General features: G+C 33.3%; 15 protein-coding genes and 1 pseudogene. 9 read left to right on the top strand and 7 right to left on the bottom strand.

Features of this window, described 5'->3' with window-relative positions; translation table 11 throughout:
- Positions 1 to 434 precede the first annotated feature (434 nt).
- The 3 genes from HHU12_RS20050 to HHU12_RS20060 form a co-directional block, all read right to left on the bottom strand.
- The gene (locus tag HHU12_RS20050) at positions 435 to 941 is read right to left on the bottom strand and encodes a hypothetical protein (RefSeq protein ID WP_169658523.1); all 507 of its coding nucleotides are present in this window, start codon (positions 939 to 941) and stop codon (positions 435 to 437) included.
- A 456-nt stretch (positions 942 to 1397) separates the two neighbouring features.
- The gene (locus HHU12_RS20055) at positions 1398 to 1949 is read right to left on the bottom strand and encodes a hypothetical protein (RefSeq protein WP_169658524.1); all 552 of its coding nucleotides are present in this window, start codon (positions 1947 to 1949) and stop codon (positions 1398 to 1400) included.
- Between the two features lie 62 nt (positions 1950 to 2011).
- Positions 2012 to 2704: a LuxR C-terminal-related transcriptional regulator gene (locus HHU12_RS20060; RefSeq protein WP_169658525.1), complete on the bottom strand. Its 693-nt coding sequence runs from the start codon at positions 2702 to 2704 to the stop codon at positions 2012 to 2014.
- Positions 2705 to 2845: 141 nt separating this feature from the next.
- Here HHU12_RS20060 and HHU12_RS35935 point away from each other — a divergent pair.
- A pseudogene (locus HHU12_RS35935) lies at positions 2846 to 3172 on the top strand (carboxypeptidase-like regulatory domain-containing protein); the annotation flags it as partial.
- A 2190-nt stretch (positions 3173 to 5362) separates the two neighbouring features.
- Here HHU12_RS35935 and HHU12_RS20070 read toward each other — a convergent pair.
- The 3 genes from HHU12_RS20070 to HHU12_RS20080 all read right to left on the bottom strand — a co-directional run bounded on the left by HHU12_RS20070 (position 5363) and on the right by HHU12_RS20080 (position 8716).
- Positions 5363 to 6358: an exonuclease domain-containing protein gene (locus HHU12_RS20070; RefSeq protein WP_169658527.1), complete on the bottom strand. Its 996-nt coding sequence runs from the start codon at positions 6356 to 6358 to the stop codon at positions 5363 to 5365.
- A gap of 528 nt (positions 6359 to 6886) precedes the next feature.
- Positions 6887 to 7351 (bottom strand): hypothetical protein, encoded by a 465-nt coding sequence (locus HHU12_RS20075; protein ID WP_169658528.1) that lies wholly within the window; start codon positions 7349 to 7351, stop codon positions 6887 to 6889.
- 306 nt (positions 7352 to 7657) lie between these two features.
- Complete coding sequence (locus tag HHU12_RS20080; RefSeq protein ID WP_169658529.1) at positions 7658 to 8716, bottom strand: BamA/TamA family outer membrane protein; 1059 nt, start codon at positions 8714 to 8716, stop codon at positions 7658 to 7660.
- 596 nt (positions 8717 to 9312) lie between these two features.
- Between HHU12_RS20080 and HHU12_RS20085 the strand changes: the two genes are divergently transcribed.
- The 8 genes from HHU12_RS20085 (at position 9313) to HHU12_RS20120 (ending at position 21314) form a co-directional block, all read left to right on the top strand.
- Complete coding sequence (locus HHU12_RS20085) at positions 9313 to 9723, top strand: hypothetical protein (RefSeq protein WP_169658530.1); 411 nt, start codon at positions 9313 to 9315, stop codon at positions 9721 to 9723.
- A gap of 287 nt (positions 9724 to 10010) precedes the next feature.
- Complete coding sequence (locus tag HHU12_RS20090) at positions 10011 to 10442, top strand: hypothetical protein (protein WP_169658531.1); 432 nt, start codon at positions 10011 to 10013, stop codon at positions 10440 to 10442.
- 221 nt (positions 10443 to 10663) lie between these two features.
- A complete protein-coding gene (locus HHU12_RS20095) occupies positions 10664 to 11368 on the top strand; it encodes a chalcone isomerase family protein (protein ID WP_169658532.1) in 705 nt (234 codons plus the stop codon).
- 254 nt (positions 11369 to 11622) lie between these two features.
- Positions 11623 to 12639, top strand: coding sequence for an efflux RND transporter periplasmic adaptor subunit (locus HHU12_RS20100; protein WP_169658533.1), 1017 nt, complete (start codon positions 11623 to 11625; stop codon positions 12637 to 12639).
- Between the two features lie 12 nt (positions 12640 to 12651).
- A complete protein-coding gene (locus HHU12_RS20105; protein WP_169658534.1) occupies positions 12652 to 17055 on the top strand; it encodes an efflux RND transporter permease subunit in 4404 nt (1467 codons plus the stop codon).
- Between the two features lie 150 nt (positions 17056 to 17205).
- Entirely contained in the window at positions 17206 to 18498 is a 1293-nt protein-coding gene (locus HHU12_RS20110; RefSeq protein ID WP_169658535.1) for a sensor histidine kinase, read from the top strand.
- 145 nt (positions 18499 to 18643) lie between these two features.
- Positions 18644 to 20008 (top strand): sensor histidine kinase, encoded by a 1365-nt coding sequence (locus tag HHU12_RS20115; protein ID WP_169658536.1) that lies wholly within the window; start codon positions 18644 to 18646, stop codon positions 20006 to 20008.
- Positions 20009 to 20027: 19 nt separating this feature from the next.
- Entirely contained in the window at positions 20028 to 21314 is a 1287-nt protein-coding gene (locus HHU12_RS20120) for a sensor histidine kinase (RefSeq protein ID WP_169658537.1), read from the top strand.
- 216 nt (positions 21315 to 21530) lie between these two features.
- On the opposite strand, the gene sppA is transcribed toward HHU12_RS20120, so the two are convergent.
- Positions 21531 to 23333, bottom strand: a complete 1803-nt coding sequence (gene sppA / locus HHU12_RS20125; RefSeq protein WP_169658538.1) for a signal peptide peptidase SppA — start codon at positions 23331 to 23333, stop codon at positions 21531 to 21533.
- Positions 23334 to 23352 lie beyond the last annotated feature (19 nt).

The raw sequence follows: 23352 nt of genomic DNA on the forward strand, positions 1-23352 counted from the left end.
TTTACCCTAGTTTTAAAAAGCAATTTACCATCTTAGATAAATACAACACTATAAATCTAAGGTTTTGTCTTGAAACAAAAACGAAGCAAAAAATTCAAGGCTTTGAAGTCAAAAGCTAAATTCCATTCCTTTCGCCTAAATGATTTTAAACTCGCTAAAGCTCAAACAAGAAAATCATTTTTAACGGCTCAATTCATGAAATTCTTAACGCTTTTCCCTTCAATGCCGGGGAAGTTCTACCAAACGAATTAGGTAAAAAGCCACCTGGCGCGAATGTTAAGCGTAAGCGTCATTCGTGTCCTACAGATCATAAGAAATCTCCTGATTTCTAAATGTCAAAAATTAAGTTTACAATGTAGTAAGCAGGAAAAAGAATATAAAATAGCTTTCAAAAGAGATACAAAGCATGTTTAAAAAATATCACCCTTTATCAATTATAAATGTGGCACTATCAATGCGTTAAATGTTTGATAAACTGTATTTATTTTATGGTCAGTCTTATTCTCTGATAATGTAAATAACAGTTCTGCTCCTATTGAAGTAAATTTTAGGTATTGATTATTGTAATTATCTCTAACATAGAAAATCTCTGCATTATGAAATGAAATTGTAGACTTGCATTGTGAATAAAATGTGAGACCCAAACTTTTGTCAATTGGGGTAAAATCCCCATCATACCTACTTTCTTTTACTAATAGCCCATTCTCGTAAATATTAATGATATGATTTTTATTTACATCATCATATTTAACATAAATCACCTTTTCCTGTATTCCAAGAAAAATATAAAAGTATTCAAATTGACTTTTCGATTGTGATAACAATAAGTTATTTATAGTATCAAACTCAGATACATAATTAAATTTATCATTATTATGACTTTTATAATTTACATTACAATCCTGATAAATAAAGGCAAGTATAATGAATAGTGCTTTCATCGTTTATTAGTTTTTAATTCTCCCAGTTGTTTGAGTATATTATTTAGTTACCCCAGTACCTTGTACTAAAACCTCCAACTAGTGGAAACAAAATAACTCAATGTCTCAATTTATTTACAATTGAATTGAAAAATGATAATATACAATACTAATACTATCAAACACAATAATATGAACGCCATTTCAGACATGTAAAACCCATGTTTACTTTCAGATAAAAAATATATAAAAATCACTCCTACAGCTAGAATTGTAATCCATATTTTCAAAAAGTTTTTTACTCTCATTTGAAACCTTATTTAATTGTTTTAAAATCATTATGGTGAGCTATTGAAATCAAATTAATGGAAACAGTGGAAAAGTAACCTTTACTAGATAATACAACGGATAACTATACTGTCAATATAGCAGGTCCAGTTGTTCATAAAGTCTAAAATAGTTTGCTATTAACTTCTATCACAAGTTACAATTTAATTCTTCCAACCGATCCCTTAAATCCAATTTCAATGATTCACAATACTCAGTACCAGGCCTGCTTTCATAAAATAATACCAAAATAATAGAGTATGTATAATCAAAGCTTCCACTTTCTCTATGCTCTGGTAAAAATGGAAGATCGCCCCATATTTCTTTGTCTGAGTAGTGAGGATGATATAAATCAAGATGAAATAGATAATACAAAAATTCGATCTTTTTACAATCCGATTGAATATTCTGATAAATGACGGATAAGTCCTTTTTTGCCTCTATTTTTTCAACTTCCAACGAATCAAATATTTCATTCAATTGGTAATCGTCTGGATCAAGTTTATAGTTGCTTAAAACTTCAGTGATGCTTTTTAAATAACTGCTATCCAAGTGTATTAATACATCTTCAAAATGACAAGTGCTACTCGCCTTTATTGTATCTAATTCTTGCATTGAAGATGATGTTTTGGATTGATTTGATACTTTATATGGAGAACATCCAATTAAGATTGACATTAGAACAAATAAGATAACCTTCATAAATGCTGTATTTTAATACGGAAATTTGCCTCTTTTAAGCATAATAAAAGTCAATTAGACTATCAAATCAACTGCATAGACATAGCCACCTGCACTGCTTCCGTCGTATTCCCTACGGCCATTTTAGAAATGATATTCTGACGATGTGTGTTTACAGTATTGACAGAGATATTGAGTTTGTCTGATATTTGTTTGCTTAGAAGTCCGTCTCCGATTTCCTTTAGCACTTGGATTTCTCTTTTTGATAGATCGTAATTTTTTTGTTCCCTCGGAAATACCTTCACATCTCCTGTTTCAGTATTGATCACTTGAGCAGTACAGACTTTAGGTACATTGGGTTGCATGGATTGGTCCACGATGCCTAATGTGTATTTTAGGTTTTGCTGATCTTCTGTCATTTCTAATACCAAATGCTTCTCGATTACCCAAACGTAATCTCCCTTTGCGTTTCTGATTCTATACTCAGTAACATATTGTACATTGAACAAATCAAGATCTCCTTCTGCCATTAAATTAAGAAAATAACCGCTCATATAGTTGAGATGCTGAATGTCTTCGGGGTGGACTTCCTTGTCCATAAATCCTTTTTGGAGGTCCTCGTCGTTTTCAAAATCCCAGCCAAATATCTTATCGTAATTTCTGGAGATGTAGGTATGATACTTTTTTTCAAAATCGAAAATAGTGACACAGCTTCCTAACCTTTCGATTTGCCTTACAGTTGTAATATATTGATTTACAGATTTATCAAGTTCCATAAGTAAGTTCTTTAATAGTTGAAGTTAATGAATGAGTATCCCAAAAATCATTATTTTTCAGTATTGAATCAGTAGTTAAAATACGCTCTCTTTGTAAAAGGAAAAATACAATCATCATCATTTTAAAAAAGAGATCAAAACATGAAAAATATCCTTTTGCTACTATTTTTTTGCGTTACGAATATACAAGCTCAAAATTTAATCCACACTGTTTCTGGAAAAGTCATTGATAAAGATACACAGCAACCCTTGATTGGTGTACTAGTTTTCACACATTATAACGATACCACTATTTCGAATACTACCAATATTGATGGTCAATTTGAATTAAAATTACCGATGGGCCGTTATAATCTTCAGTTTCAGATGTTGGGTTATCAATCTTTTGTGCAAGAAGAAGTGGCGGTTCCTAATGCCTATGGCAATAACATCAGTGTTGCATTACAAGAAGATGAGACCGTTCTGAATGAGGTGGAAGTGGTGTATAAATCATCCAAAGATGAGCCTCAAAATACGATGGCAATTGCCTCAGGTAGGCAGTTTACGGTAGAAGAAAGCAGTCGTTATGCAGGTGGATTTGATGATCCGGCAAGATTGGCAACAGCATTTGCGGGAGTGGCAGGTTCTACGGGTTCTAATGGTATGGTGATTCGTGGTAATGCTCCAAAAGGGGTTTTATGGCAGGTGGAAGATTTGCCTATTCCTGATCCCAGTCACTTGTCAAATATTGTTGCTTTTGGAGGTGGAAGTGTGACGGCTTTGAGTACGTATGTAATGGATAATTCTGATTTTTATACAGGTGCTTTTACTTCTGATTATGGTAATGCCATGGCTGGTGTTTTTGATTTATCGTTGCGAACAGGTAATGCCGAAAAGAGATCGTATCAAGCGCAATTGGGAGTGAATGGAATTGATTTTGGTGCTGAAGGGCCTATTAAAAAAGGAAGTGATGCCACGTATTTATTCAATTACCGTTATTCTACTTTTGCTTTGCTGGCACCAATTTTACCGGAGGAAATGGGTTTCCTGGGCTATCAAGATTTATCTTTTAAAGTGAATATTCCTACTAAAAATGGTGGCGAATGGAACATTTGGGCTGTGGGTGGTGCTGATCGTCAATATAGAGATGCTTCAAGAGATTCTACTGATTGGACCTTTGATGATGCCAACCAATCTTTTTCTACCAATATTCTGTTTGGTGGTTCTGGTGTGTCTTATCAGGTGCCTGTCAATAAAAAGGGGTATTGGAAAAATATTGTAGGTTTTACGGGGAACTCTACCTATTGGTCTTCTTCTGAGCTTGACAATCAAATGGTCAATCATACATTAGATGATTTTAAAAATGTACAGTATGACTTCTCTTACAAAACGTACCTGCATTATAAATTCAGCAAAAAACATACGAACCGAACAGGTTTGACCATCACCCAAAAACATTATGATATCAATATGCAACAAGCAGAGCAAATGGGCGATCCGTTGGAAACATTTGCTGTGGGTAATGGGAACAGTCTGTTTGTACAAGCTTATACGCAATCCAAGTTTCAACTTTCTCAAAAATGGTCTATGAATGTGGGGGTATATGGACAGTATTTTGAGGGAACGAATGCTTTGTCAATAGAACCGAGAGCGGCGTTGAAATATCAGATTAACCCTTGGCATTCGTTGTCTTTCAGCTATGGTTTACATAGTCAAATGGAAGCACTGCACTATTATTTAATGCCTCAAAATGTGGAGGGTGTGGAAACATATCCGAATCAATCTCTAGACTTCTCCAAGGCACATCATTATGTATTAGGCTATAATTGGAACATCAATAATAATTTGAGATTTAAATCAGAAATCTTCTATCAAGACCTATTCAATATCCCAGTGATAGAAGGCAATTATTTTTCGATGTTGAACCTTACACATCAGTGGTTTGTGGACGCTCCTTTGGTCAATGATGGAACGGGGAGAAATATTGGTTTAGATCTTACTTTTGAACAGTTTCTAAAGAAAGGCTATTATTATACCATCACTTCTTCCCTATTTGATTCAAAATACGTGGGCGGTGATGGTGTTGAGCGAAATTCCCAATTCAACAAACGTTATGTTGTCAATATTTTGGGAGGTAAAGAATGGACTGTTGGAAGGGAACGTAATAAGACATTATCATTAAATGGTAAATTTACTTTTATGGGTGGAGATAGAAGACATCCATTAAAGGAACAGGAGACGATTGAACAAGGAGAAATTGTATATGATTATGAGCGTGCTTACAGTGAACAATTTCCATCAAGCAAAATTCTGAGTGTGAGTATGCTTTATAAAATCATGAAACCGAAGTATACTTCTCAATGGACGATTCAGATCATCAATGCTTTGGGAGCTCCTGAATATTATGGGTATAGTTATAATCAAAAAACGGGAGCAATTACAGATGATACGGATGTTTTGGTATTGCCGAATATTGCATATAAGGTGATGTTTTAGGCATTCTATTTATATAGATTTCCAGTGTAATACTGAGGGAATTGGACAAAATAAAACCCTAGCTAAAAGTAGTTAGGGTTTTATACTCTCTTTGTACTTATCTATATATTTATGTCTAAATCTCAACTATATAACACTATGGTATACTGTTAAGTTCCCTGTCTTCAAAATTGTGTTCATTCTTTAATACTGAAAACGTTTCACAGGTTCTATAATATCAAGATTCTTAATCGCATTTACTAATAACTTACCACAAGCAATACTATCAGATAATGCTACGTGATGTTCGAGTTCAATATCATAACGGTCACATAATGTATTCAGTTTGTAATTATCCAACTTTACATTATCAGCATAGATTTTCTTAGTATCAAACCATTTACGACCATGTATCACATTATTGTAATCATGTCCATAACGTTTTGATGTATTATAATACACATTCGCGTCAAAATTAGCTCCGCTGTGATAAACAATAGGATAATCTTTTACAAATGCTTCAAACTCTTGTAAAACTGTTAAAGGGTCTTCCCCATTTTCAAGTAAGAATTGACGGTCAAACTTTAATCCTTTACGTTGCCAAATACCAAAATTATCTTCACACCTTAGATATTTATCAAAGGTTTCAACTATCTCTCCATTCACAAACTTAGCTGCTGAAATAGAATTCATTGAATCACGCTTTGAATTAGATGTTTCTACATCAAAGGCAATAAATGTATTATCCTTAAATATATTATCCATTACTGATTTACTAGCATCAATGCGTGCTTGATGAGCTTTTTCCATATTTGATTTAATAGTGTCTATCAAATATGTACTATTATTATCCAACGGCGTATACATGTCTTTAATACTGCCCATTCGTTTAATAAGATAAGACAACAAATCCGATTCCAGAATAAAAGTCGGATGATCATAATCCTCAAATGCCATAGGATCCTTAATACCATCAAGCATCTTGTTAAACTCTTCTACATAAAATGATAATAACTGACTATCATACCCAGCTATTATATAAATTGCAGAATTTGTAAATTCAAACACTGTATCTGGAAATGCTCCTAGTTTTCCTAAATCTCTTGCATATTCGGTATCGCATGAATGATTTTCAAAAAATACTGTTTTGTTATAAAAGAAGTCTGTGCTACTGTTAATTGTTTTGATTAATATGTCCATAATTATTTTTTTGTGATAAGGAAAAAGGGGGTCAACTTATCAACCTCCTATCTTTTAATTAACTTTCACATATAATAATGTATCTCAAACTCTGCTATGCTTGTAATTCTTTTGATTATGTCTATCTAACCTTTAAATACCTTTATCAAAAGGAGTATTATTAAAGGTGATAAGAATTAAATTAGACATTTCATTTTTTCTAAACGGATATAGACCTTATAGAACAAAGTAAATATCAATCAAATTAAAGTTTGAAATTAGGTTTATTATCGGGAAAAGAATATTTATTATTTTTTTATAAAACGATTAAAAACTATTATATTTTTTCATGATGAACACTTAAATTAAGTGGGGTAAATGATTATTAAAACTATATTTTTGATAGCTTCGTAAGCTTAGTATTAGTTAAAGAATATGGATGCCATAACTTTTTGATTTCAAACTTGAAATCTATTATTCTTGTGATAAAAGTCCTCATTCTAAATTTATGAATAAGGACTTAATATCTTCTATTCTTCTTTTTATAAATTAAAAATCAACATCCGCCGAATCTCTTAAATACAAAAGATGATCTTGAGCAAGATTTATTAATGAAATTTGAAACTCAAACTTGAAGTTAGGTGAACTTGATCCGGCATTATCAGCATTGCTGTATTCTGTAGTACGCAACGAATAAAGCACATCTTTCTTTTGAGTGTAATACCCATTCGTTCTGCTATTAAACTTAAGTTTTACATCATAGTATTTCTCTATATTCTTTTTTAAAGTCTCAAACTTTGATGTTGTTAAATAAGTCGATGATTTAAAAATAGCAGTGTATACAATATCGTCTTGATCTTTGAATACTTTTATTTCACCTCTATGACCACCTAAAGAAGTGATAGTGGCAGTTGAATGTCCATATTTTTCTCCTAATACAACACCTTTAATACTTTGAGCATTAGTAATAGTTGCTAGTGCTAAGGTTAATGCAAATAATAAGATTCTTTTCATAATTGATATATTAGTGTTAATTGATAATAGTACTTCCCATGCTACAATTTAAAATTTGTTGATTCAAAAAGCACCTCTATCATCAGCATAGATTAATTTTCTTATCCATTTCGCAAGCCTTTCTTTTGTTGTCATCTCTTATGATAAATGAAAAATCTCTTGACTTACGGTCTATGTAAATTTAACTATTCTTACGTAAGAAATCGGTGTATGGTAAGATTTATTAAAGATTAATAAGAGACTAGAGTTCTTATTCGTAAACGGAAAATAATTAGAGCATGTTTGAACATTATCAGAAGCGAAGTATTAAAATGCCTCACTCAACCTAAAGTAAAATCCCCAGTCACCATCTCCTTGTGCAATATCAAAACCTACTTTTGAATTGGTATCTTTAAGATAAGTGTATCTAAATCCAACACCTCCACCAGGCAATAAACGTCCGTCATCTGCTTTATTGTTTGCACCAAAAACCGTAGCTACTCCTGCAAAGCCTACCATGCCCCATCTTTCTGTAAAATTACACCTGTATTCTGCTTGCAATGCAATAATGCTATTCCCTCTAAAACGGCCATAAGAATAACCTCTGATATCTGTTTCACCCACCACAAATTGATGGTTGAAATTGACATCTCCCACGCTCATTCCAGTAAACAAACGAGTAGCAAAAACATCTTTATTTCTTCTTACTGGAAAATAATGATTGTATTCTAATGTTAACTGATTTGATTTCTGAGTATTACCAAGAAAGGCTGGATGTGTCACAAAGTTAGTCTTAATTAAGTAACCACTGCGAGGGTATGAAACATTGGAACGTTTGTCTATAGAAACCTCAAGGGTTAAACCATGAATAGTAGAGGTGTTTTGTGGTATATCTGATGAGAAGGTTGTATTGAAACGGGTATAAGTATAGCCCATTCCGGCATAAATGTCCTTGAAGACTTTTCTACTTACCTGTAAATCTGCATAATCCAGAACTGCATTATAACGGTACCAACGATTGATTTTACTTCCTACAAATGTCTGGAAATTGAAATCACCAACTCCTGCCACAGTAGAAATTCTCCACTTGTCTTCATTGAGATAAAACTGACCAAATGCCATTACCATCCATGTCCGGCTTTCACTATACATGGAAAAAACACCTACAGAAGATGAAGGGGAAAGTGTATCTTTTTCAGATGGATTGAACATCAAAACGGGTATTGCACCGATTGTGGCTCCTGATTGTACACCATAATCTACATATGGAAGCGGTATGAATTTAGCCTTGCCCTTTATTCTGTCTGAACCTCCTCCCATGCCTCCAAGTTGTGCAAAACTAGATAAAGAGAGTAATGAAAATAAAAAAATGAATAAAAATCTCATCAGTTGTGAATTTTGTTTTCTTTACCTTTAAAAGTGTGAGAAAGGTTGGAAAACCCTATCTATTAATATGTTTAATTACTTTTTATAGGGAGGCTACTATATTCTGACTTAGCATTCTCCAATAAAATATAATGATATCATACGGCACAAACTGAACAATCGTTCAATTTAAAAAGATAAATATTTATAAAATGCAAAACCCCACCTAAATTTTAGGCGGGGTATCTACAATCAAAACAGTAAATAATCAAATCTTGAAGCAAGGTTAGTTATTTCATTAAACTTAATAATACATCATTTACAACGATCTCATTTATCAATTTCTTGGCACGGATAATTATCCGTACCTAAGTTTAGACAGTAGTTGGGTTATAGTAAATACTGTTCCAATTGGTTTGTTTAACTCACAACATACTTAACGCTATTTCAGAGTGTTACGATTTCCCCAAAAAGACCAAAAAGTACCTTAAAAGAACATTTTGATCTGTTTAAAGGATTTATTGTACTATTCCTATTTTATAATAACTGAATAATCAGTTCTGTATAAAAAATTTTATATTTATTTATTAGAGTCAAAATTTCACCAATTAAAAACAATGGAATACGAACTAGTCTACAAGAGTGAGTATATCACCAATTTTTGGAATCCCCCGAACAAAATTTTAAGAACAATTTGGACTACTCCTATCGATATGCTGGAAGAAGTATACAGACAAGAAGTGCTATCTCATTTGGAGATTACAGGGAAGTTTGGTCCGCATGGAATGCTAGTTGATACAAAAAATGCATATTATAATATAATGCCCGAAACGCAAGATTGGATCAATCAAAAGTTTGTGGGCCTGGTAGCAGAAATAGGACTGAAAAAAATGGCTTGGATTGTATCTGAAGATTTTTTCGCACAAATCTCTTTTGATCAGTTTATGGATGATGCCACTGATCAGCAAGCTTTAAAAGTTCAATATTTTACTACTGACGAAGAGGCCACTGAATGGTTGCTACAATAGAATTTATCAGATTATATCATTAAGGGTAGAGGAGTTTTTGGCTCCTCTTGTTGTTTCATCACACTTTTATTCACACCTACAAATCACTTTATCAACCTATTACAATTTCATCTTTAAAAAACTTTTATAAAAACCGTTATTTAGGTGTTTTTGAGGATTGGAGTCACAAAAACTCTTTCTATCTTTGACTACGATTTTGGAATAACATTACTAAACTAATTACATGTTACCCCACCCTTTTTCCCCAAATAGGAATAGGGATAACATGCAACTGATAAACGAGAAGGATGGAATTTGAGGAGATTTATAAGGACGATTACATTACAAACTTTTGGAATGAAAGAAATGAAATATTAAGGTCGGAATGGAAGACCCCCATCAATATGCCGGAAGAAGTATACAGAAAAACTGTATTGGCACACATTGAAATAACAGAAAAGTATGCACCAACTCTTATGCTGGTCAATACAAAAAATGCGTACTATAATATTGAGCCCGAAACGCAAGATTGGATCAATGAAAAGTCTGAAAAGGCAATGAAAAACCAAAAGCTGAAGAAAGTAGCATGGATTGTTTCTGAAGATTTTCTTGCACAAATTTCTTTTGACCAAATCATAGATGGTGCGCTTCAAGATGATGCCTTTAACATACAATACTTTACCTCTGATGATGAGGCAATGAAATGGTTATTTGACACAAAAAATAAAGTACACACATAAATCTCATTAATAACAGGTGAAAAATATCATTTAATTAAGCTAAATCAACAAATAAAAGGATTAAAATGATATAAAATTATACTATTCTAATAAAAAGAGAGGTGGGTTTTAGTGTTATTTAAACATTTATTGTTAAAACGGTGACGACGCTCACCAAAAAAGTAAATATAAATATCAATAATTGCAGTATTACGAAATATTTAACTTTCATACTTCTATTTATGATTAAATTCATTTACACTCTTTTATTTGTATTAGCTTCACTAAATGCCTTTTCTCAAGAGCAAACCTACGATGTCTCTTTTTTTAAAAATGTCAAATTTCCGAATGTAATTAATGTTGAAGGCGAAAATCTAAAGCTAAACGGACACGGTATGCATTCAGAAGGTTTATTTAAACTTTTTGTGTGCGGATTATATGTTTTTGAAAGAACAGATGATCCTCTGAAAATTATTTATAACGACCATGCTAAAATGATTGAAATGGTGATCACTTCTAATCAATTTCAATCTGACAAAACCATCAAAGAAGTGAATAAAGTCCATGATGAAAATATGGCTTTAATGAAATCCGGTGAACTGGGTGACATGGTAGACAACATCAAGAAATTTGACGGCATTATTCCTCACAAAATGATCTCTATTGATAAAAGTTTCCAGGAACTTATTGTTGAAGCGAATAATGGAAAAGTAGATGCTATTAATGGTGATATCAAAACATTCTTAAGCATTTTTCAGGATGAGATAAAAATGGGAGATCATTTTAGACTTACCTTCTATGGGGATAAACTTTATCTTTCAAAAAATAATGAAAATAAAGCCATGATTCAGGGAAAAGAATTCCAAAAAAGCCTTTTGAATATTTTTATTGGAAATATGGCATTTAATCAATCATTGAAAGATGATTTACTTTCTCAAAAGATTTAACATCACCTTTATCAATATATACCCCGTTGTTTCATTAAGATTCAACGGCTTTTTTATTTTCAAAAAATAAAAATTTATAGATAGAATTAGATTAAAAAGCAGTAATGACTTTTCAACCCTCAAATTAAAAACAAAAGCCTATTAATTCTGTCATACAATACCTAACTTCTATAAGTTATTAATATGACTTATCTACAACCCAAATTATAAGTGCAATCTGCTTTGCACTCTAATACAACTCTATCTTTTGAACCATGACCCAAAAAGCACTCTTCTCTCTTTTAATAGGAGCATTTATTTTTTTTCAGTGTGAGAAAAAAATAGAAGAAAAGACGGCCACTATTTATACTGTCAATGTTGAAAAAATTCAAGCTCAAAATATTCAGCCTTCTCTTGAACTTTTTGGAGAGATCAAATCTGAAGGAAAACATGAGCATTCCTTTTTGATTGATGGGAAATTATCTGCTATCAGAGTTAAAGAAGGACAAAAAGTAAAAAAAGGAACCGTTCTAGCACAGTTAGACAGAGTGGATTATCAGGAAGCACTGAAAATTGCAAAGGCAAAGCTTGATGAAGCGAATGATCAGCTAGAACGATTGACAAAGATGTATAAAGCAGGAAGTTTAGCGGAAGCAGACTATAACAAAATTGTATTCCTGCAACAACAGGCACAATCAAATTACACTTTATATCAGAATAAACTGGAATACACCACTTTGAGAGCGGCAGTAAGTGGAACTGTGAGTAAAATTTGGGTCAAAAACGGTGGAGGTATTTCTAAGGGAGAACCTATTATCAGAGTTATCAATAATACTTCTGTTTTTGCTTCTATAGGAATTCCAGAAAACAAGGTCAATAACATTGATTATAATAAAGAATGCACCATCATTATCAATGCAACCCGTGATACTATAAGCGGTAAAATCACCACACTCCACCCCACTGCTTCTAAACTTTCGCGTACTTTCCGATTAGATATTTTGATTGATAATAAAGAGAACAAATACAAAGAAGGAATGCTTTGCAATGTGGAAGTTTTTGAAAATGGCAATGAGGAGAAAATCAGTATTCCTATTCAATTAGTGACTAAAGATATTGATGGACTGAACTATGTTTTTATAAAACGAAAAGGGCTTGCTCATAAACAAAGAGTGATTACAGGTAAAATAAGAGGTAATAATATCATTATTGACAAAGGGCTTTATGCTAATGATGAATTGATTCTAAATCCTCCAATTAATCTTATGGATGGCAGTGCTGTTAAACTTTAAAACCAAACGATTATGTCTATAGTAAAGCAAGCACTCGACCATAAACAAATCATTCTGACCATTACTTTTCTTATTGTGATGTATGGCATTTTTTCTTTGGAAACGATGCCTAGAAGAGAAGACCCGAAGTTCAATATTAGAGAAGGTTTGGTTGTGGCCTTCTTTCCTGGGGCAAGCAGTACAGATGTTGAAAAGAAAGTAACTGCAAAAATTGAAGATGTACTTTTTAGTTTTGAAGAAGTCAATAAGGAAAAAACTTATTCCAATTCTAGAGAGGGGGTATTATATATTGTGGTGGAGTTACAGGATTATGTAACGCAAGCCGATATTTTCTGGTCTAAACTTCAAAACCGTCTGAACTTATTAAAATTAACCGAATTGCCCTCTGGTGTGATTGGGCCAATTGTTCAATCTGATTTTGGAGATACAGTGGCACTATTGGTTTCTTTTCAGAGTAAAAATAGAAGCAGCAGAGAAATTCAAGGATACGTTGATGACCTCTGTGATCGACTGAGAGTCATCACTTCCCTCTCGAAAATCAAGAAAATGGGGGCTAAAAAAGAGTGCTACTATATTAATGTCGATTACAGAAAACTTAGTCAATATAAAATTTACACCCCTCAAATACTAGCCTCACTTGCTGGTGAAAACCTTATTGTCCCTTCCGGAAATATTGAAGTCAATGGTATTCATACACAGTTTATCAGCACACATCAGTTTTCGACTCAATCCGATATTGAAAATCAGATCATTGCTGTTGGTGCTGAAGGGGAAGCCATTCGAATTAAAGATATTGCTGAAGTGGAAAGGGGCTATAAAGAAGATGATCAGTATATCAGAGTAAACGGCACTTCCTCTATTTTGATTTCCATGGAAATGCAAAATGGTTTTAATATTGTTGATTTTGGTGAAGAAGTGGAAACGATGATTGAGGAATATCAGTCGGAAATTCCATCAGATGTGAAGATCGATTATGTGGTGAATCAGCCTGAAAATGTAAAGGAAAGTATTAATGATTTTATCCGTGAATTTTTCATTGCTATTGTTTCCGTAATTATTGTCATTCTTCTTTTATTACCATTCAGAGTTGCACTTATTGCCACATTGGCCATACCTGTTACGGTGGCATTTACGTTTGGTATTTTAGATGGCTTGGGCATTCAATTGCAACAAGTTTCATTGGCTTCTTTGATTGTGGTGCTAGGAATGCTGGTAGATGATGCTATTGTAATTGCTGATAATTATGTAGAAAAATTAGAAGAAGATCATGATCCTTATGAAGCGGCTTGGCAATCGGCTGATGAATTGAAAATCCCTGTTTTCACTGCTGGTTTAACTATTGCAGGAGCCTTCTTCCCTCTTATCACACTTTCTGGAGCAGTAGGTGAATTTATTCATTCCTTACCATTAACGGTCGCAATTGCCATCAATGCATCCTATTTGATTGCAATGTTACTGACACCTTATCTGTGTTATACTTTTATCAAAAAGAAGTTTGAGAAAAAAGAAAATGGGAAGAAAAGTATGCTGGATTATTTACAGCTTTTCTTTGATCATGCCATCGATCTTTCCTTCAAATATCCTAAAACTTTATTCTTATTCTCTACCCTTTCTTTTGTGGTGGGTGGTAGTTTATATTTCCTTTTGAAACAAAAATTATTTCCTGCCGCAGAGCGAAATCAGTTTGTAATTGAAATAAGGACTAAAGAAGGAACGGCACTTTCTGTCACCGATAGTATTACTTTTGAAATTGAAAAACAGATCAATGGAAATGATAAACTAGTGAGCTATGCCAGTTTTGTGGGTACCTCTTCTCCCCGTTTTTATTATAATTATGCTCCAAAATTCCCTCAGAGTAATCTCTCTCAATTGCTGATCAATACCGTTTCAAATGAAGCTACTGAAGAGTGGGTAGCTGAACTGGAAAATAGGCTTCCTGGACTTTTCCCAGATGCTGTTATTGATGTTAGAAAAATGCAACAAGGAACGCCTTATGAAGCTCCTATAGAACTGAGAATTAAAGGGAAAGATTATACCACAATTCAAACTATTGCTAAAGATATCAGAGCAATTCTTGAAGGTTCTCCTTATTCCTTTAATGTAAGAAACGATCATTTCGAAAATCAGCTAAGTATAGAAATCAATACCATAAAAAATGTTGCTCAACAGTTAGGTATCAGTGAAGCAACTATAATGCGACAACTGACTGTGGCCTATACCGGTTTGTCTGTGGGTACATTATGGGAAGGTAATACTGCTTTACCAATCATCATTCAGGATAATGCTGTGAAAGAAAAAGAAATTGAAGGATTAAAGAACTTTTATGTAACCAGCATGGTCACAGGGGCAAGTTTTCCATTGATGCAAGTGGCTGAAATCACACCGGCTTGGATGCCTTCCAATATCAAACATAGAAACGGAGTCAATACACTAACGGTAGAATCTCAAACTAAAGTTGATGTGTTACCTTCTCAGGTTCTTAATTCTATCAGAAAAGAACTTGACAATTATGAAATGCCTCATGGATATACTCTTGAAATTGGTGGTGAGGATGAAAGTCAAAGAGAGACTTTTGAAGAAATGAATAACGTAATTCTCTATTGTGTATTTATCATTTTCTTAGTGATTCTAATGCAATTCAAAACACTTAATCAAGTAGGGATCGTTTTGGCTGCCATTCCTCTTAGTGTGTTCGGTGCCTTCTTTGGGTTATTAATATCAGGTTATCCTTTCGGTTTCACTGCTTTTGTAGGGTTGGCCTCATTAGTGGGTGTTTCTGTTCGAAATTCCATCATTCTTGTTGATTTTGCCAATGAATTGGTCATCAAAGAAAATCACAGTATAAAAGAAGCGGCAATAGGGGCGGGTAAACGTAGAATCAGGCCTATTTTCTTAACCACTATGGCGGCGGCAATTGGGGTAACACCAATGATTATTTCAGGCTCTCCTATGTGGGCACCACTCGCTACTGTACTGGCTGTGGGACTTGTTTTCTCTATGTTTATGACCTTACTGACTATACCTGTCCTTTACTGGAAATTTGGCATGACAGATGAACTCAAAGCACATATCACAAAAGGAGCTTCAGTAATATTACTCTTCTTCTTATTACAGCCTAACGGTGCTAAAGCACAAGAGGTCATACAGTTGGATCAATGTGTAGAAATTGCAAAGCAAAACAATCAACAGCTCCAATTAATTCAACTTGAGATTCAGAAGAAACAAAAAGAAGTCAATAAAGTAACTGCCAATTATCTTCCTACAGTAATGCTTGATGGTGGTATTTTTTGGTACTATCATACGGAAAGAAAAACTGATGTAAGTCTTAAAGTAAACGAACTGCCTTTGATAGGTGAAGTTCCTCCTATTCCATTTGGAGCGGAGTTTACTTTGGCGGAAAATAATACATTTTTAGGCGTAGCCAACCTTGGGATTTATCAACCGATCTCTCAAATTTTTAAAATCAAAGCAGGTTCTGAAGTAAAAGAGATTGATTATAAAATTGTTCAGAATAAATACCATGAAGCTGAACAGCAAATTCGTTCTGGGGTTTCAAAATTATATGTTGGGATAGCTATTGAAGAAGCAAAAGTAAGTACTTATGAAGAGCAAATTGAATTAATCCAAAAGAAGTTGAAAGATGTAGAGGTAGGTGTGGATGCTGGTGAACTTTTAGACGTTTACGCGATTGGGTTACAAGCCGATTTATTGGATCATCAATCTAAGTTCCAGCAATCCAAAATTGATGCATCAAAATACCGTTTACAGCTGAATACTATTCTGGATTTCCCTCAAGATTCATTGTGGTCAGTGGCTGATGTCACTTATGATTCTATTGGCGTCATACAGCTTTTAAGCACCGTCAATACCGACTCCGCTATCATTCATGACAATTACAGCGTAAGAGAATCCAGTTTGATGATTGAAAAGGCTGAAGCGGGATTGACCTATCACAAAAACCAGCATATACCAGATATAACTTTAACTGCACAAGGTTTTTACTTTGGGAATATTCCACTTATACCTCAAACCAACGTATTGGTAGGTGCAACACTGAGCTGGCCAATTTTACAATGGGGTAAAAAATCAAGAGATGTGGAAATTTCAAAAATTCAGCTTCAACAAGCCAAGCTTCAACTGGATGAAAATAAAAGGGAAGTAACCAAAGACATCATAGTAGTTTCTAAAGAACTGAAAAACGCTATGGTGATTCTGGAAACTGCTCAACAGGCTCTGAAATTTAGAAACAGAGAATTGAAGATTAAAAAAGATGCTTTTGACAATGGTTTATTGAATTACAAAGACTACTCAGATTGTCAGGAAAAAAACCTTGAAAGCAGAACTTTAGTCTTAAAAGCGAAAGCAAATGTGATCGTAAAAGAGTATGAATTGAGGGGATTAATAAATAATCAATAAACGACAGAGTGAATGTAAAATTGAAGGATTATAACATTATGTAGCAGATCAAAGGTGAAATCTTTTGAATATTTTCTATTTCACGACTCAAACTGTATCTTACTTTTAATCAGCTCAACGCCCTAATTTTATTATTAATACCTTGCTCAATTGAAAATAACTAGAATCAAAAAATTATTAAGTCACCTTCAAAACATTGGAGTGAATGAAAGATTGGATGCCGTAACCTTGAAGAAGGTACACTTGGCCAATAGTCTTTCTCTGATGTGTATTGGGGCGGCTAGTATTTTATTTCTGATTACTCTTACTTATCAAGTTCCAATTGAGGCTAAAATTTTCTTAGGTTTTATAGGTCCTGTTTTATCGGTTATCCCTGCTTTAAATTACTTTAAAAAGTATAGAACAGCACAACTTACTTTTTGTATTTTAGCCCTGTTGATCATTTCAGCAATGTGTATTACATTAGGCAAAGCGTTTCACTTTCAGTATGTACTTCTTCCCTACCTTGGTCTTCCTTTTGTTATGTTTGAGGATGAAGTGGGCATAAAAAAGATTTTACTTTCCCTTTCAGGTATAGCTCTTTTTATTTATCTTGATTGGCATTTCTGCAACTTTGATCCGTTGATTAATATTTCTGCCGATGATGTAAAAGCAGATCGTTTTCTGACTGATATTCTTATTTTCGGTATTGTATTCTTATTGTTCTTCTTCTTTATCAATGAAAACAAAAGCTATATCAAAAAACTGCAAAAGAAACAGGCACAGCTTGTTGACAAAAACTATGAATTAGAACATTTTACTTATATCTGTTCTCACAATCTGAGCGAGCCTTTACGTACAGCAAGCAGTTTTTTAGAATTTGTAAAAAAGGAAGTAAATGACTCCAACAAAAAACTTGATATCTATTTCAACTACATCCACGATGAAATAGAACGTATGGATGCGATGATCCTGAGTTTGCTGTCTTTCTCTAAGCTGAGCAGGTCGCATGAATTCAAAGCGATCAATCTCGATAAAACTTTAATTGATATTAAAGTAGAACTCAAAGAGGTCATTGCAGATAAAAATGTGGTAATTAATTATGACAACCTCCCTGTAATTCAAGGCGAGCCGTTGCTGATCAAAAATCATTTCAAACATTTGATATACAATGGCATCAAATATCAAAAAGATAACGCTCTGCCTATAATTACTATTTCATGTGTTGATAAGCCTAAGTATTGGGAATTTTGTATTACAGATAATGGAATTGGAATAAAAGAGGAAAATCAAAATAAAATCTTCAGTATGTTTACCCGACTTCACTTAGATTCCGAATATGAAGGAATTGGCGTAGGTCTTTCATTTTGCAAAAAAATTATTGAAATCCATAATGGACAGCTATGGGTAGAATCAAAAGTTGATGAGGGAAGCCATTTTTACTTTAATATCAGAAAGTACTAACCTCATTTCAAAAATTGTATGATTACAATATTGTATAGCAGATCAAAAATGAATTCTTTCTCAGATTTTCTATTCCCATTTTCTAAAGCTATCTTATACTAACTACAAAAAAACCTAATATCAACCCTATTAATCTCTTGCTTAATTGAAAAAATCTTTAATCAGAAAAGTTATACTCACTCTACAGAATATAGGAGTGCATGAGGGATTAGATGCAGATACCATCAAAAAAATTCACCTAACGAATTCTATTTCTTTTTTAGGATGTGCTTCTGCTTTTGGAATGTTGATTTATGCATTCGTTATGGACACTCCTTTTTATTCAAAATTAGTAACGGGCTTAGTGATTCCTGCAATCTTGGTAATGCCACTGCTCAACTATTTGGGTAAGTACTATGCAACAAGAGTAGTACATTGTATTATTTCATTATTTATCTTAATGACAGTAGCAATTGTTTCAGGTCCAAAATTACATTCTCAATTTTTGTTGGTCCCCTATCTAGGTCTCCCTTTTATTTTGTTTGATGATAAAAAAGGGCGAATTAAGGTATTGCTTTCATCTGCCGGTATCATTGGCTTTTTATATTTACAATGGCACTTCAAAAATTTCGAGCCACTAATTACGCTTGATGAGAGTATATTGTTTGAAACCCGCTTACTGAATGAGATTATTCTTTTTGTCTTTATCATAAGCCTTTTCTATTTTTTTACTTCTGAAAACAATAAGTACTTAGATAAACTAAAAAAGAAAAATGAGGAAGTAGAAGAAAAGAATAAAGAATTAGAACATTTTGCCTATATCTGCTCTCATGACCTGAGTGAACCTCTAAGAACGGTTACTGGTTTTATTGGTATCATAAAAGAAGAGTCAGACCCTACTAATGATAAACTCAATACCTACTTTGGTTTTGTAGAACAAGCCAATAATAGAATGGACACTATGATTTCAAGTCTTCTAAATTTCTCAAAGCTCAATAAAAATAGTTCACATCAACAGCTTAACACTCAGAATTTAATACAAGAAGTAAAAGTAGACATCAATACACTGATGCTTGAAAAGAAAGCTACTATTAACTTCTCAGACTTACCTGTGATTCATGGAATGCCCACTCAAATAAAACAAGTTTTTCAAAACCTGATCATCAATGGTATCAAATATCAAATTCCTGATGTGAAACCTGTCATCACAATATCTTGTCAAGAAACACCCGATTACTGGGAATTTTGTGTAGCTGATAATGGTATTGGTATCAAAGAAAAAAACCTGAATAAGATCTTCCATATGTTCACTAGACTTCATTTAGATGATGAATACAAAGGTGAAGGTATTGGTCTTGCTTTCTGCAAAAAAATAATTGAAATGCACAAAGGTAAAATCTGGGTTGAGTCTGAATATAAAAAAGGCAGTCAATTTTATTTTACAATCAAAAAAAGCCTACCTACAGAAATCAAAAAAATACCTACTAAGACACTACACTATAAGCCAAAAAGTTATAAAAATGTAGATTAATATTGCTATATATCTCTTTATGGAAAATCTAAAGCACACTATATTAAACATAGGAGTTCGGAAAGGACAACCTACTACAGTAATTAAGAAAATACGTTTATTAAATGAAGTTTCATTAATTGGAATAGGTGCTATAATTATATTTTTCATTACTTCAATATCCATTCATTCTCCTTTAGAAGTTACGATAATCACAGGCTGTTTATTGCCTGTTTTCGGTATTATTCCACTACTCAACCATTATCAGAAGTATAAACTCTCTCAAGTCTTATACTGCGTTTTATCTTTAATTATCATAACTGCTATGGCAATTACTGTAGGAGAACCTTTTCATTTCCAATACCTTTTCATCCCTTATCTGGGACTACCATTAATCTTTTTTGAAGAAGATAAAGGTATGAAAAAGATCATATTTGCACTTTTAGGAATACTGATGTTCAGTTATTTAATATGGCATTTCCATCATTTTGAGGCTCTTATTTCTACAACTGAAGAGATACAAAAATATAGTCAAATAGTAATGGACTTTATTAATTTTGGCGTCTCTTTCAACATTTTATCTAACTTTTTAGCTGAGAATAGAGATTACATCAATAGTATAAAAGACAAACAACAACAACTTGAACAAAAAAATAATGAATTAGAACATTTCACCTATATATGCTCCCACAACCTAAGTGAACCCCTTCGTACTACGAGTAGTTTTCTTAAATTTATCAAAAAAGAGGCGGAAGGCCCTAATGAGAAATTCGATCTCTACTTTAACTATATTCATGGTGAAATGAAGATCATGGATCAAATGATTTTAAGCTTGCTTACGTTCTCCAAACTTAGTCATGAACAAGAATTCAAAGTCACTAATCTTAATGGTATTCTTGCTGAAATTAGTGATGAAAAAAAAGACCTGATTAATCAGAAAAATGCGGTGATTACCTACAACGTGTTTCCTGAAATTGATGCTATTCCAGAACTCATCAAGCTACTATTTGAACACCTCATCGTCAATGCCATCAAGTATCAAGATGAAAATACTATTCCTGAAATAAATATCACCTATAAAGAATGCAGCACTTATTGGCAATTCTGTATTGCTGATAATGGTATTGGTATTACTGACCAAAATCAAGATAAAATCTTTGATATGTTTACTCGACTTCATTTAAAAACTGAATATGAAGGTATTGGTGTCGGTTTAGCGTTCTGTAAGAAAATAGTGGAAATGCATAAGGGAAGCATATGGTTTGAATCTAAAGAAAATGAAGGCAGTCAGTTTTATTTTACCATCAAGAAACTGGATAGTGTATAGTGCTGAAATTTTCACTGAACAATATTAACTTCATCACCCTTCATTCACACAAATTGAAAGTAAACCTCCAACTTATTTAAGAACTATATAACCAAAAAAAAATTTGAATTGGAATTAGTTTGAATAATTCAATTGGTTAGAAAAAGTAAATCCCACCCTCTATGAAGGTAGGATTTTTATATTAATGTAAGTCTTAAATCTAAAAAATAGAATCGATTAATATCCCTCAATTTCTTCTAAATATGGAACTCTAGCTTGAACACCTTTCATAGAGTTCATCCACTTCATCACTTTATCAGTTTCAGAAGAATACTCACCCATCAAACTCTTTTTCAAGTAAGCTTGTGTTTCGATTTCCAAACCTTTGAACATTTCCTCAAAGAAATCAAGTTCTCCTGGCAAATGATCAACTTCATAACTATCTACTTCCAAACCAGCTAAATCAGCTGCAATATCAATAGCAGTTTCATATCCTCCTAATTGATCAACAAGCCCTACTTCCTTCGCTTGAATACCTGTCCAGACTCTACCTTGTGCTACTTTCAATAAGTCATCAATATTCATATGACGACCTTCAGCCGCCTTCTCAGTAAATGTCTTATAGCCTTCTTCTACACTTTGCTGAATAATAGCAAAATCTTCTTTAGAGAAATCATCCAATGGAGATTGGAAATTTGAGAATTCACCTGTACTCACTGCATAAGTTTTAATGCCTAATTTTTTATTCAGCAACTCTGAAGGATTAAACATCAGACCGAAAATACCAATTGATCCGGTGATTGTGTTAGGGTAAGCAACAATTTTATCACATCCCATAGAAATATAATAACCTCCAGAAGCCGCATAAGTTGACATTGAAGCTACCACAGGCTTTTTCTTTTTAAGATTCTGAACTGCTCTCCAAATTAAATCTGAAGATAAAGCACTACCGCCTGGAGAATTTACTCTTAATACTACCGCATCAACAGACTCATCATCCGCTAACTTATTGATTTCTTTTACTAAATCCACGTTAGCAATTGATTTATTACCGCCTTCAGATTTACCATAAATAATATCACCTTCAGCCGCTAAAACCACCACTTTTCCTGTCTTCTCACCCTCTTTTGATCTAGGATCAAAAGCCTTTTTGTATTTGTTATATTTAATAAAGGAAATGTCATCAGCCTTTTCAACTTCCAACATTTCTGCAATATGAGCTTCCGCCTCATCTTCATAAACAAGCTCATCAACAAATTTTAATTGCTGTGCATCATGAGCGTTTCTGATCAACATTTTATTAGAGATATTTCTCAACTCTTCCAATTTGATACCTCTTGACTCACTGATACCACCCAAATAATAGTCATAAAGAGAGTTTAAGTAAGATGAAATTTGTTCTTTGTTAGCCGAACTCATTTTATCAGTCATAAAAGGCTCCACTGCACTCTTATATTTACCTACTCTGAAGATCTCTGGTTTCACACCAATTTTCTCAAAGAATTTCTTCAAATAAACTACTTCTGATGAAAGACCATTAAATTCTAAACTGCCAATCGGGTTCAGGTAAATTTTATTAGCTTCAGCCAATACATAATACCCCGCTTCTGTGATATAATCGGCGTAAGCATAAATAAATTTCCCATTGTCTTTAAAAGCTCTCAAAGCATCTCTTACTTCCAAAGCCATTGGCATACTGCCTCCGAAAGATCCTCCTTTGATATAAATGCCTGCAATTTTATCATCATTCGCAGCCTTATCAATCACATCAAGGTAATTTTGTAAACTTACAGATCCATTCGATGGAAAATAACTTGAATTTAATGCTTCAAACGGGTCAGATTCTCCAATTTCAGCAATAGGTTGAGATAATTTTAGCACTAATACAGATTGATCATCAATCATAGTAGGCTCGGCACCATCACTTGAAGCTGATGCTATAATACCAACAAGGGCCGCACTGCCTCCTATAAAAACTACAAATGAGAAAATAATCAGCCCTAATAATACGGCGATTGTGGTCTTTATAAATCCTTTCATATACTTTTATTTCGAAGTT

The sequence above is a fragment of the Flammeovirga aprica JL-4 genome (assembly GCF_012844305.1).
GTDB classification, from domain to species: Bacteria; Bacteroidota; Bacteroidia; order Cytophagales; family Flammeovirgaceae; genus Flammeovirga; species Flammeovirga aprica.

Bases quoted from the DNA above. Each gene is read 5' to 3' on its own strand.
- HHU12_RS20055 (WP_169658524.1), bottom strand. From the start codon at position 1,949: ATGAAGGTTATCTTATTTGTTCTAATGTCAATCTTAATTGGATGTTCT.
- HHU12_RS20085 (WP_169658530.1), top strand. From the start codon at position 9,313: ATGGAATACGAACTAGTCTACAAGAGTGAGTATATCACCAATTTTTGG.
- HHU12_RS20060 (WP_169658525.1), bottom strand. From the start codon at position 2,704: ATGGAACTTGATAAATCTGTAAATCAATATATTACAACTGTAAGGCAA.
- HHU12_RS20095 (WP_169658532.1), top strand. From the start codon at position 10,664: ATGATTAAATTCATTTACACTCTTTTATTTGTATTAGCTTCACTAAAT.
- HHU12_RS20075 (WP_169658528.1), bottom strand. From the start codon at position 7,351: ATGAAAAGAATCTTATTATTTGCATTAACCTTAGCACTAGCAACTATT.
- HHU12_RS20105 (WP_169658534.1), top strand. From the start codon at position 12,652: ATGTCTATAGTAAAGCAAGCACTCGACCATAAACAAATCATTCTGACC.
- HHU12_RS20090 (WP_169658531.1), top strand. From the start codon at position 10,011: ATGGAATTTGAGGAGATTTATAAGGACGATTACATTACAAACTTTTGG.
- HHU12_RS20120 (WP_169658537.1), top strand. From the start codon at position 20,028: ATGGAAAATCTAAAGCACACTATATTAAACATAGGAGTTCGGAAAGGA.
- HHU12_RS20100 (WP_169658533.1), top strand. From the start codon at position 11,623: ATGACCCAAAAAGCACTCTTCTCTCTTTTAATAGGAGCATTTATTTTT.
- sppA (WP_169658538.1), bottom strand. From the start codon at position 23,333: ATGAAAGGATTTATAAAGACCACAATCGCCGTATTATTAGGGCTGATT.
- HHU12_RS20050 (WP_169658523.1), bottom strand. From the start codon at position 941: ATGAAAGCACTATTCATTATACTTGCCTTTATTTATCAGGATTGTAAT.
- HHU12_RS20070 (WP_169658527.1), bottom strand. From the start codon at position 6,358: ATGGACATATTAATCAAAACAATTAACAGTAGCACAGACTTCTTTTAT.
- HHU12_RS20080 (WP_169658529.1), bottom strand. From the start codon at position 8,716: ATGAGATTTTTATTCATTTTTTTATTTTCATTACTCTCTTTATCTAGT.